The following is an 11,702-nucleotide window of genomic DNA, read 5'->3' as shown; positions in this document are numbered from 1 at the left end:
TTTCCGTTTGCGGGAGTCCGATCAGTTAACTGACGGACCTTCGGTTAACCATAGGCCAACAAGCCTTTAGGCATCCGCCTGAATTTCGGATCATCGGGGAATGGAATCGTTTGCGCTCTTTCCACGAGGTCCTCCTTAAGCTCTTGGAGCTTTGCTGTAGATTTTCCGTTTGTGAAAGGACAATGAGCGGTATCGACGTGATAATGTGCGGATTTCCTGATTCGATAAAGAAGAGGCGTCCTTCGAAAGGCTCTTGTTCTTCGAGCTCCTCAGGATCATGCGCTCGGCATGACTTGAGTACATATAGTTGGCATAGGTTTCATATTCGGAAAAGCCGAATTGCTTCTTCTTGTTGATGCTGGACAGGATTGCCTTATACCACGGCAATCGGTGGATCGTTTCGATTTTCTTTTTTAATGAAGCGAGCTCCGTTTTTTCAAACAGCATGTAGTGGGTGACGAATGAACGGGGCCGAGGGGCTTTGCTGCGCAGCAGCTTGCGGTACGTGTTGAAATATTCGGGTTGGCTCCAATCGCGACAATAAAATGCCGTTTTGTTATCGGTCATGAACGAGTGGGGGCGAATCAGGACGGTATCCGCATCGATGACCAGGAAGTGCTGCGCTTTGACGACGCGGTCTCCGTTCATTTTTAAAAGTTGCTGGTACAACCATCCCGACCGGTTCCACCGGGACGATTGATAATGAATATCGTCTTTGGTGAACGGGAGGACGGTTCGTTCGTTCACGAACGTACAGTTTTTACGGGAGCAGAGCTTTCGGATACCGCTGCTCTCCGGAGATACGATGTAAATTCGACCAATGGGATGCCGGACATGGCGTCGAACGCTATCGATGACATGGGGAAGGGTATTCAAGTCTTTATCGATCGCGGGGATCAGCACGTCGATTCGGGTCGAGTTGTTGGCTTCCGCTTTAGCCTGAACGGCCATTTCTTCAGCTCCTTGCGCGTTGGTTTTCATTTTGTTCATGGTATGTGTGCATGAGGGAGATGGTCAGGGCGCATGAACGCATCCATTTTCGTTAATCGGGGGCGTTTGCGTAGGGTGTCCGATTCCCTTATGCATATAATGCATGGTCTTAATGAGGAGGCAGGAAGTCTTTCATCGAATGAGGGGAGAGGAAGCGTGGTGGTAGTCCGTAAATCGCAGCCATTAAGCAGCAAATGGGTAAAGACGAAGGCGATTCTCAGTAACGATTACATCAGGCCGTTCGTTCCTGATACGCAGAGATATAATGCGGCCAATCTGAAATCGATGATCCACAAATACGGCATGGTTTATGTCAAACCCGAGCGCGGTACGCATGGAAAAGGCGTAATCAAAGCGGAAGTGGCGGGGCGGCGGCATTATGCCTATCAATGGGAGCAGCGGCGTTGGACATTCGAGGACTTCGATTCCTTTCATGCCAGCCTGAATCGACGTGTAGGGAAAAAGGAGTACCTGGTTCAGAGAGGAATCCACCTGCTCAAGCACAACAACAGGCATTTTGATATCCGGGTCATGGTCCAGATCAATCCGAACAAACAGTGGGAAGCTACCGGGGTGATCGGTCGGCTGGGCCACCCCGCGAAAATCGTGACCAATTATCACAGCGGCGGCAAACCGATGGACATTCACCAGCTGTTGGGATCGCATGCTTCCTCAAAACGTAGAGAACAAGTGGTTCGGGATATGAATGAGCTCGGATTGCAAATCGCCCGCCATATGAAGAAAAAATACCCTTATCTGAAGCAGATCGGCGTGGATTTTGGCCTGGATCATATGATGAAGCCGTGGATCATTGAGGTGAACATCAAGCCAGACCCTTATATTTTCAATCAATTAAAGGATAAAGCGATGTACCGCAGGGTCATTCATTGTTATCGCAAACTGCAAACCGAGCCGAAATAATAGGGAGTATCCAAAAACAGCGGCAGGCAAAAAACGTCACGTTAAATGGCTTTTTTGCGCGTAAGGGCCGTTTTGTCCAAAATGCCCCCTGCAGGAATAACTCCCTTCAAGTTAAGCGCCTCTAGTATATTAGGAGAAACACACTTCCCTCATAGCGTGCCTTCATTAATGTGCTGTTATGAGGGAAATGATGAAAACGTTGGATGTGATTGAACAAATATTAGTTGAGTTCGGTGAGTTTAACATCCCAAAGTTTGGAAGGCTCCGATGAAGAAGGCGTTCCATGCGTGTTAAACTCTATCGTCAATTTATTCCCTCCTACTACATCAACATTAAAATTTATCGGTTCCATCCCTCTTGAAAGAGTCGGGGATTCATAGATTTTTTGGTCATCAACAGTGATTACTACTGAACGAAGATAACCGTCTTCCAGTTTGTCTGATACTGCGTAATTTCCTGAAATCGTTTTATATTTTCCTTTTAATAAATACACTGCCTGATCCCCATTTGAACGTAAGTTTAACGATGGTTGAATCTTTTCTTGTAGAATTTCAAAGGCTGTTAATTTATCATCCCATTCAAACTTGCCTTCCCAAGGAGTGAGTTGGTGCAAGCCAACAATTTTACCAGTTCCCTGTTGTTTTCCAATGGAGACAGTGGCAGTCGTCCGATCCCAACTAACATCTTTTCCTAGAGCTGAAGATATACCGCGGATTGGCAGATATGTAGTACCGTCTACAATGAAAGGCTCGATCGTATTTCCGTTTGCATCTTTTGGTGTTATTGCTACGCCGTCTACAATTACTTTAATGTTGTTGTACACTGCAGTCAGTTTCTTACTGAAAGGATAGTCAGCTGCATAAGCAATCCCAGAGGTTAGTAGAAGGGTTGCAGAAGCACCTATTATAATTCCTTTGAACGTGTTGTTCTTCAAGTCAATCTCCTCTTTTCTAGTATATGTATTTGCTATATCTCATTATTGTATGATTTCAAATAAATGGACAGTGTCTAGCATGGGTTTAATTACTTAAATTTACATTTCGGTGATGGAAATTATAATGGCTTCACTCAAAAAAAGTTTCAATTATGTATGATGTTTGTGAAGTAATGACGATGATTTAGATTGAAGCGGGATGAGCTTATGAACGAACGTGGGCTGAAATCCTCGACAAATCAGCAACATGACAGCGATCAATTGAACATCGTTTCTGAGAACTCATGATGTATCCTTTTCTAAATAACAATATTATCCTTTACAAAAATGCTATATTTACATTATAATAAGAACAAACGTTCCTTGTATAAAAAAGAAATAATAGCGATTTATGGTATCCATCTGTATTAAATTGGCTATGGAATTGCCATACGTTCCTTTATAATAACTACAATAGTTATTCTAATAGGGATGGTGCCAAGTAACCGTGGTCATTTATATTATCCTTGGATTTTTTGATGCATTAGCGATGTTGTTATTGATGCTGAAACTGTACATGTTACCGTTTAGAGCGTATGGCGTCAAAATTACATATTTCGTTTTCTTTATCTCTACATTTTCGTATATGATTCGCATTACTTTAGAGTCGCCAAAGCTGGATTTACCTTTGCAGTATATTTTCTTCGTGCTTTTTTTACGGTTTGGGATGGAATTGAAAGTGCACTTGTCCGCTTTTATAGCTGGGGCGGGAATATCCGCTTATGCAGCAATACAAATGGCCATTTACCATCTGTTTCATTTTTTTGATGTTATGCACATAAGCGTGATTCAACAGAATGAGGGAAGTATGGTTTATTTGCTTCAGTTCGCTTCCATCCTGATTACCTATGCGATCGGCTTTGTGCTCTCCATCTTCGACTATGGGTTCTCATTTATCATCAGGCCACCGCATGACTTTTTGACAAAAGAGAACTACTTATCCAGCACTAATTTACCTTACTTAATAGGAACCATCATTTCTGCATTTATGATCTGCATGACGTTGATCTTATTATACAGCTCTGATCCAACACGGCTTTTAGTTCTAGCCATTTTAACGTTTGGAGTTTCCTATTTCTTTTCGATAAGGAGGGAACGAGGTGATATTAGAGCGGCTGTCGAGGCGTATCGCGCTAAGCATAAAAGCAGCTGATCCTGAAGGACCTGGAACCGTTGAAATTTTGGAGTATGAGCTGGGCCTTCGTCTTAATTGGTATACAGGTTTGTTATTGACCATCCTTTTAGGGTTGGCATTCGGGACGTTTATGGGAGCTCTGATCGCTCTGTTTTCATTTGTGATGCTGAGAAAGTTTTCAGGCGGAGTGCATCTGCCGATAACGATCTGCTCTGTTGTAACGGGAGTTGTTGCGGCGATCATTCCGTTGATCCATTTGAATGTAGAAGCCATGCTTGTACTGAATGCAATCAGTCTTATTATTGTATTGCTTTATGCGCCAAACGAATTTGAGTATGTCAATCCAACATCGTGGGATCGATGGCTGAAATGGATTTCAGCCGGGCTCGTAGTCGCCAATTTTGCAGTCAAGTCATCAGAAATAACATGGGCATTTTTTATTCAAGCCATTCTCATCCTTCCAGTATGGACCAAACGGGAAGGAGGTGATTAAATTGAATCAAAAAATAGCGCGAGTGTTTGCTGCAGGCCTTACAAAAGGAGCAAAGAAATCTTCCGAGAAACGCAAAAGCATTGTTGGAGCGATGAAAATGCCCGAAGCACTGAAAAAGAAATGATTCTTGATGAATGATCGATGAATAATAGGTGTTTAATAAAGCGATGGCTCCTACGGCCTTCGCTTTTTGTTTTTTCTGAAAATGATACGATGCGCATCGGAGCATGAAAAGCCTTCTCGCGTCCAAGATCGAAAAGGAAGAAACCTGTTTACGTTTAGTGATATTGTCATATTGACATTAACGTTTTTGTTTGTTATCATTTCGATAATATCATAATGACTATATTAAGAAATGGGGAATGAGCGATGTTTGGTTTTCGCTTCGTCAAGTTTCAGCCCAGCGAGTACGTCATGAAGATCAAGAACGGTAAAGTACAGCGTCAGGGCGTAGGTTTGTCGTTCTATTACTATGAGCCGACGACTTCGGTCGTGGTGCTGCCGGTTTCGTCCGTGGATGTGCCTTTTATGTTCGAAGAGATTACCGCCGATTATCAGACGGTTACCGTTCAGGGGCAGTTAAGCTATCGGATCGTGGATTACATGAAAATTACCCAGAGCCTCAATTATGCCTATAATTTGCGCAAACACCAGCATATTTCCGACGATCCCGGCAAGCTGGACCAGCGGGTGATCACGATCGCCAAAGTGCTGACCAAAAAACATCTGGAACAGATGCCCTTGCGCCAAGCCATCCAATCGAGCGAACGGCTGGCGCGCAATATGAAACAAGAGGTGGCCCAGAGCGAAGAATTGGAGAAGCTTGGCGTGGAATTAATGGGGCTGTCCATTCTGGCCATTCTGCCCAATAAGGAGACGATGCGTGCCTTGGAAGCACAGGCGAGGGAAGAGATTTTGCGCCAGGCCGACGAAGCGCTGTATGTACGTCGCAATGCCTCCATCGAGCAGGAACGCAAAGTGAAGGAAAACGAATTGAATACGGAGATCGCGGTGGAAACGAAAAAGCGGCAAATTCGCGAAACCCAGTTGCAGGCAGAGCGTTCGGTAAGGCAGAAGCAGAACGAGATGCAGCAGGAGCAGCTGCAGTTCGACACAGGCATGGAGGAGCGCAAGCGGCAGCTCATCGAGCTGACGGTGGCGAATCAGAACGCCGAAGCGGACGCGAAGGCATATGCGCTCGCGGCCGTCATGAAATCGCTGCAGGATGTGGAACCGGCCGTGCTGCAGGCGATGGCCAACATGGGCATGAATTCGGATAAGCTGATCGCGCTTGCGTTTCAGGAGCTTGCGGAGAATGCCGGCAAAATCGGGCAGCTGAACATCTCGCCGGACCTGTTGCAAGGACTGATGTCCCCGTCTGCGCGCGAGCAGGGAGGCCGGGCAAGATGAGATGGGGACACAGCGGACAGAACGCCGGAGCGCCAGCTGCGGAACAGGGGCGAATGACCGAAAACAAGCTGGTTCTTATCAAACGCAAAACAAGGCTTGAGGAACTGGTCGTCAGGTACAATACTGTGCAGCAAGCCCAATTTTATATCGAGCGGATGGGTGCGGACTTCAGCGATTACATGGAAGAAGACCGACGTTATCAGCAGGCGGTGTTGCAAGTCAGGCAGCAGCTGGCGCAGCTTGGGCGAGTGCAGGTCGTCGAGCGGGAGCATGTGCCCAACTTCATTTTTGGCGAGCAGGATATCGTTGTCGTTGTCGGTCAGGACGGCCTGGTGGCAAACACGCTCAAGTATGTCACGGGCCAGCCCTTGATTGGCGTCAATCCGGATCCTTTGCGATGGGAAGGCGTGTTGTTGCCTTTTACGACCGAGGATCTGGGGCTGATCATCCCGGATGTCATGCAAAAGCGCCGTCAGGTAAAGGAAGTGACGCTGGCCAAGGCCGAACTGAACGACGGGCAGGTGCTGTACGGCGTCAACGATTTGTTCATTGGCCGCAAAACCCATGTTTCCGCCAGATATGAAATGCATCTTGGCCCGACCCATGAGCGGCAATCTTCCAGCGGCATCATCGTGTCGACGGGCATGGGATCGACGGGCTGGTTCAAAAGCGTGCTGGCCGGGGCATACGGCATCACTCGTTCCGAGGCCTGGATGCAGCTGCAGGACAGGGAGCATGGAAATGAAGACTCGGATAAAACCTATCGCCAAACCGCTTCCATCAGCAGCCCATTCGGCTGGGATGCACCGTATTTGTATTTCACGGTGCGCGAGCCGTTTCCGAGCCGAACGACGTCGGCAGACCTTGTCTTCGGGCAGATCCATTCGCGCCAGCCCCTGCGCATTGTATCGCAGATGCCGGAGGATGGGGTTATTTTCAGCGATGGGGTGGAGCAGGACTTCCTGGAATTCAATTCAGGCATCGAAGCGACGATCAGCCTTGCGGAGAAGCGTGGGCAATTGGTGATCTAAGAGCTAGTTGACCGCCGGCCCTTTATTTCCATATCAATTCCGGCTAGAATGGTAGACTGGATGAAGTAAGTGATGTCAGGGATTGGAAAGAGGGTTGACCATGCAATCGATTTTGTTGGTTGAGGACGATACCAAGCTTGCCGGGCTGCTGGCCGCATATTTGACCCGTAACGGGTTTCAGGTGCATATGGTGCGGGATTTTCGCGATGTTTTGCATGAATTTGCTGAACGGGGGCCCGATCTGGTATTGATGGATGTGAACTTGCCGCAATATGACGGCTTTTATTGGTGCAGGCAAATCCGCACGCATTCGATCTGTCCGATCCTGTTCATTTCCGCGCGCGACAGCGGCATGGATCAGGTGATGGCATTGGAGAACGGGGCGGACGACTATATCACGAAGCCGTTTCAATACGAAGTCGTGCTTGCCAAAATCAGAAGCCAGCTGCGCAGAGCCTATGGAACGTATGCCGCCGTTCAGCAAGAACCGAAAATCGCGAATGGCGCGTTGGTGCTGTATCCGGAACGATACGTGCTGGAGCATCAAGGAAACTCGGTCGAATTGACGCAGAAGGAAGCAGCGCTTATGGAGGTGCTTATGAACAAGGCGGGACGGGTCGTCGGCCGGGATAGGTTGCTCGATGTGATGTGGGAGGACCAGCATTTCATCGACGACAACACGCTCAACGTGTATATTACGCGGGTACGCCGGAAATTGAAAGAGCTCGGAGCGGGAGATGCGCTGGAAACGGTGCGGGGTGTGGGATATCGCTTGCTTGACCTTGATGGCGAATGGGGAGGAGGCGCATGAGGCTTTTTCTGAAAGACCACCGCCTTCTGCTCGGATGTTATGTTGCTCAAATGCTGCTTGTTCCGTGTGTATACTGGGTTTCCGGCGAAAAGAGGCCGCCAAGCATCATGCTGTACGGCGTACTGCTTGGCACCGCGGTGCTTGCGGTGTATCTGGTCGTGCGCTATATCCAGCTTCGTGAAGTGTACCTTGCGCTTCAGGAACCGGAACGGCTCGTTCGCGAACCGTATCATTCGCTCGGCGATGCGGAGCTTGCGCTCGCAACCCGGAATCTGGTATCTGAACTGGAACGCCGGCAGCAGAACGAAATCAATGAACTGCGTGCACGGAGCGAACAGCAGACCGTGTTCATGAACCGCTGGGTGCATCAAATGAAAACGCCGTTATCCATCATTCAGCTCACGTTGGAGGATGTGGAAGACGAGACCGCAGGCAGCATTCAGGACGAATTGGACAAATTGCGCAAAGGGCTGGAAATGGTACTGCACTCGTCCAGGCTGGAACAGTTCGAAGGAGACTTCCGGGTAGAGCGAATTTCGTTGCTGGAGAGCGTCAAAGCCAGCATCGCCGAAAACCGCCGCCTGTTTATCCGTAAGGGAGTGATACCGGTAATCCATATTGAACCGAAATGGCAAATATATAGCGATACCAAATGGCTGCGCTTTATGTTGACTCAGATTTTAACCAATGCCGTCAACTATTCAGAGGGCGGTTCGGACAAAAAGATCACCTTGACCGCTTATTCGCAAAATGATCGCATCATTTTGGACATCCAGGATCAGGGCATCGGTATTTCGGCCGAAGACATTCAGCGGGTGTTCCATCCGTATTTTACGGGGGAGCGCGGCAGGCAGTATCATGAATCAACGGGGATGGGCCTGTATTTGGTACGTGAAATCAGCAAACGCCTCGACAACCGGGTCGAATTGTTTTCTGCGCCGGAGGAAGGCACCCTGGTGCGATTCAGTTGGGATATGGCGAAATGAGTGAGATTTAATCGTGGTTTAGCAAGGTGCTTGCCTGGGGCGAAGCGCCTTTTTGTGATGGGAACACAACCTTAAAGGCCGTGTAAGGAAAGTTTAAGGTAAATCGATGGTACGGCAAGTTGCGGGCGGATATGCTTGTAATGTAACACACCAATCACGAAGGAGAACACGAGAAAATGGATATGCTTCAAGTTACGGCTTTAAACAAAACCTACCCGGGAAAGGTGCAGACCCAAGCCCTTAGCGATATACATCTGAGCATCCGGCAAGGGGAATTCGTCGGCATTATGGGACCTTCGGGGAGTGGAAAAACAACGCTGCTCAACATGGTCTCGACGATTGACGACCCAAGCTCGGGCGAGGTGAAGATTAATGGTCAAAACCCGTTTGCGATGAAAAGAAAGGAGCTGGCCAAATTCCGCCGGCGTGAGCTCGGATTTGTGTTTCAGGATTTCAACCTGCTCGATACGTTGACCGTGGCCGAAAACATCGTGCTTCCCTTGACGCTGGACAACGTCAGCCTGAAAGAGATGGAGAACAGGCTGGAAGCGATCACGACCCGGCTGGGGATCGATCAGATTCGGAACAAACGCATCTTCGAAATTTCCGGCGGCCAGCGGCAGCGGACGGCCATCGCCAGGGCGATCATCAACAGACCGTCCCTGGTGCTTGCGGACGAGCCGACGGGAGCGCTCGACTCGGCATCATCCCAGGCCGTCATGGAAGCGCTGGAGCAGATCAACCAGCAGGAAAAAACGACGATCATGCTGGTGACGCATGATCCGCTTGCGGCCAGTTACTGTGACCGCATCGTATTCATCAAAGATGGCCGGCTCGCGGCCGAAGTGCACCGGGGTGACAACCGCCAGACGTTTTTCCAGCGCATCATCGACACGTTATCTTTCTGGGGAGGGAATTCGCATGAGCTTTCCTCAGTTCGCGTTTAACAACATTCGCCGCAACGGGCGGGCGTACATTGCTTTTTTCCTGAGCAGTGTCGTGATGGTTATGATCTTTTTTGCCTATGCGATGTTTATCTATCATCCTTCGGTGAAGGCTATGCCCATGGGAGAGACGACATCGGTGGGGATGGGGATTGCATCAGGCATTGTATACGTGTTTGCCATCTTTTTTGTCATCTATTCGATCGGCGCATTCCTGAAGTCCAGAAATAAGGAGTTCGGCATTTTAACGATTCTTGGTGCCGCGCCGGGCCAGATCCGGCGCTTGATCATGCTGGAAAATATGCTGATCGGAGCCGTGTCGATCGTGGCAGGCATTGCCGGCGGCATGCTTTTATCCAAATTGTTTCTCATGGTGGCCACCCGTTTCATTGGCATGGAGGATCTGCCGTTCTATTTTCCACTGAAGGCGATTGGACTGACGGTAGGGGCGTTTATGCTTTTGTTTGTCGGCGTTTCGCTCTTTACCCTGGCGTTTATTGGAAACAGGCGCGCGCTGGATCTATTGACCGGAACGAGCAGGCCGAAAAAAGAACCGAGGGTGTCATGGCTGTTCTCGCTGATCGGCGCTGGATTGCTGGCGACCGGGTTCATTGCACTGTACGATGACCTGCAAGAGGTGAACATTTTGATCGCTGCGATTAGCGGCATTGCGGGAACGTACTTCTTTTACTCCCAGCTCTCGGTATTGGTCATGCGATTATTGAAGCGAAGCCGGCGTTGGGGATGGAAGGGGACACGCCTCTTGTGGGTGTCGGAAATGGCGTACAAAATCAAGGATAACGCACGTATGCTGTTCATGGTTACGGTCGTGATCGCCCTGGCTTCGATGAGCGCGGTCGTCATTTTATCGCTGGACCAGGATAATCGGGAGAAGTTTCGGGAAAGCGAGTTCCCGGTTCAGTACCGCATCTATGATGCTAAGGAAGGCGAGGATTTTGGCATCATTGATTCTGTTTTTAAACAGGCAGGCGTAAATTATGAACGAGCTTACGTACATTATGATTGGGGCGTAGCGGAGGGCAGCCATACGGCACTGTTGTCGCTCAGCGATTACAATCGCATCAATGCACTTCGCGGAAAGCAGGCTGAGCAGCTCGCGTCCGGCAAAGGGATATTTATCGACTCGCGCAATTCAGCGGAAATGGACAGCCATACGACATTTCATTCCTATGCAGCCGGTGACATGATGACGCTCCAGCAGGAATCGGGTTCAACCCACGTTCAGATTGACAAGTCGATAAAGGACACTATGTATTGGGATACCATGTTTGCTTCAAGCGTATTGGTTCTGCCGGATGAGGACTTTTCACAAGTGGGAGAAAAAAATTCCGGAGCCAACGTTTTGTTGTACAGCGTTCCGTCATGGGGCAAAGACATACCTGCCAACCATTCGCCTGAGGCGCGGATTAGCAGAGAATTGCAGGCATTGGACGACGACATACAAATGGATCCCGAGAAATACGGTTTTTCCGGGTACATGGCAACCCGATACGCCAACTTTGAAAATACGCGGGAAGCCACCTCGATCATTACGTTTCTGGGTGTGATGATCGGTCTTGTGTTCTCCATCTCTTCGGCAAGCTTCCTGTACTTCAGGCTGCATACCGATCTGGAGGCGGACGGGAGGATGGTGCATGGCTTGTCGAAAATCGGTTTGAGTTTTCAGGAGATGAAACGTTCGTCCACCGTGCAGATTGCGATCCTGTTTTTCTTCCCGATGCTGACGGCCATCGTTGAAACGCTGGTTGTGGTCAAACCGTTTCTGACCCAATTCGGCGTTACGGATTATACGGTGCCCGTTTTGAGCGTCTTCGGGGCGTTCCTCGGCTTGCAGACCCTTTACTTTTTCATCATTCGTGGTCGCTATATTTCCTCCTTGCGCAAAAAGATGGTATGAATACATGCTGGAGCATATGGTCGGCTTGACATGATTTTCAACAAACATAAATGGCCCGGAACCCTGATTGCTATCAAGGGTGTCCGGGCC

At 49.0% G+C, this 11,702-nt stretch carries 12 protein-coding genes; 10 read left to right on the top strand and 2 right to left on the bottom strand.

Annotated elements, in window-relative coordinates:
* Window positions 1-135: 135 nt before the first annotated feature.
* Window positions 136-951, bottom strand: coding sequence for a DUF6492 family protein (locus SNR34_RS19750; protein ID WP_486182491.1), 816 nt, complete (start codon window positions 949-951; stop codon window positions 136-138).
* A gap of 195 nt (window positions 952-1,146) precedes the next feature.
* On the opposite strand from SNR34_RS19750, the gene SNR34_RS19745 reads away from it, so the two are divergent.
* Window positions 1,147-1,911 (top strand): YheC/YheD family protein, encoded by a 765-nt coding sequence (locus SNR34_RS19745; RefSeq protein ID WP_236411924.1) that lies wholly within the window; start codon window positions 1,147-1,149, stop codon window positions 1,909-1,911.
* Between the two features lie 220 nt (window positions 1,912-2,131).
* Here SNR34_RS19745 and SNR34_RS19740 read toward each other — a convergent pair whose 3' ends face one another.
* A complete protein-coding gene (locus SNR34_RS19740) occupies window positions 2,132-2,845 on the bottom strand; it encodes a stalk domain-containing protein (protein WP_236411930.1) in 714 nt (237 codons plus the stop codon).
* A gap of 487 nt (window positions 2,846-3,332) precedes the next feature.
* On the opposite strand from SNR34_RS19740, the gene SNR34_RS19735 reads away from it, so the two are divergent.
* From SNR34_RS19735 to SNR34_RS19695, 9 genes are all read left to right on the top strand, one after another.
* The gene (locus SNR34_RS19735) at window positions 3,333-4,037 is read left to right on the top strand and encodes a hypothetical protein (RefSeq protein ID WP_486180027.1); all 705 of its coding nucleotides are present in this window, start codon (window positions 3,333-3,335) and stop codon (window positions 4,035-4,037) included.
* Window positions 3,985-4,512, top strand: coding sequence for an accessory gene regulator B family protein (locus SNR34_RS19730; RefSeq protein WP_343260922.1), 528 nt, complete (start codon window positions 3,985-3,987; stop codon window positions 4,510-4,512). The genes SNR34_RS19735 and SNR34_RS19730 overlap by 53 nt, the downstream gene beginning before the upstream one ends.
* A 1-nt stretch (window position 4,513) precedes the next feature.
* Window positions 4,514-4,636: a hypothetical protein gene (locus SNR34_RS19725; protein ID WP_290371397.1), complete on the top strand. Its 123-nt coding sequence runs from the start codon at window positions 4,514-4,516 to the stop codon at window positions 4,634-4,636.
* 245 nt (window positions 4,637-4,881) lie between these two features.
* Complete coding sequence (locus tag SNR34_RS19720; RefSeq protein WP_236411933.1) at window positions 4,882-5,922, top strand: SPFH domain-containing protein; 1,041 nt, start codon at window positions 4,882-4,884, stop codon at window positions 5,920-5,922.
* Window positions 5,919-6,953 (top strand): diacylglycerol kinase catalytic domain-containing protein, encoded by a 1,035-nt coding sequence (locus SNR34_RS19715; RefSeq protein ID WP_486180026.1) that lies wholly within the window; start codon window positions 5,919-5,921, stop codon window positions 6,951-6,953. The genes SNR34_RS19720 and SNR34_RS19715 overlap by 4 nt, the downstream gene beginning before the upstream one ends.
* A 100-nt stretch (window positions 6,954-7,053) precedes the next feature.
* Window positions 7,054-7,764: a response regulator transcription factor gene (locus tag SNR34_RS19710; RefSeq protein WP_339273119.1), complete on the top strand. Its 711-nt coding sequence runs from the start codon at window positions 7,054-7,056 to the stop codon at window positions 7,762-7,764.
* Window positions 7,761-8,750, top strand: a complete 990-nt coding sequence (locus SNR34_RS19705) for a sensor histidine kinase (RefSeq protein ID WP_486180025.1) — start codon at window positions 7,761-7,763, stop codon at window positions 8,748-8,750. Before SNR34_RS19710 ends, SNR34_RS19705 begins: the two co-directional genes overlap by 4 nt.
* Window positions 8,751-8,926: 176 nt before the next feature.
* Window positions 8,927-9,697: an ABC transporter ATP-binding protein gene (locus tag SNR34_RS19700; RefSeq protein WP_339273115.1), complete on the top strand. Its 771-nt coding sequence runs from the start codon at window positions 8,927-8,929 to the stop codon at window positions 9,695-9,697.
* Complete coding sequence (locus SNR34_RS19695; RefSeq protein WP_486180024.1) at window positions 9,672-11,612, top strand: FtsX-like permease family protein; 1,941 nt, start codon at window positions 9,672-9,674, stop codon at window positions 11,610-11,612. The genes SNR34_RS19700 and SNR34_RS19695 overlap by 26 nt, the downstream gene beginning before the upstream one ends.
* The last annotated feature ends 90 nt before the right edge of the window (window positions 11,613-11,702 follow it).

Source organism: Paenibacillus sp. XP01 (assembly GCF_057364885.1).
Note: the sequence above shows the minus strand (reverse complement) of the source record. Positions and strands in the feature narration are given on the sequence as shown.

Bases quoted from the DNA above. Each gene is read 5' to 3' on its own strand.
- SNR34_RS19750 (WP_486182491.1), bottom strand. From the start codon at position 951: ATGGCCGTTCAGGCTAAAGCGGAAGCCAACAACTCGACCCGAATCGAC.
- SNR34_RS19720 (WP_236411933.1), top strand. From the start codon at position 4,882: ATGTTTGGTTTTCGCTTCGTCAAGTTTCAGCCCAGCGAGTACGTCATG.
- SNR34_RS19715 (WP_486180026.1), top strand. From the start codon at position 5,919: ATGAGATGGGGACACAGCGGACAGAACGCCGGAGCGCCAGCTGCGGAA.
- SNR34_RS19710 (WP_339273119.1), top strand. From the start codon at position 7,054: ATGCAATCGATTTTGTTGGTTGAGGACGATACCAAGCTTGCCGGGCTG.
- SNR34_RS19705 (WP_486180025.1), top strand. From the start codon at position 7,761: ATGAGGCTTTTTCTGAAAGACCACCGCCTTCTGCTCGGATGTTATGTT.
- SNR34_RS19700 (WP_339273115.1), top strand. From the start codon at position 8,927: ATGGATATGCTTCAAGTTACGGCTTTAAACAAAACCTACCCGGGAAAG.
- SNR34_RS19695 (WP_486180024.1), top strand. From the start codon at position 9,672: ATGAGCTTTCCTCAGTTCGCGTTTAACAACATTCGCCGCAACGGGCGG.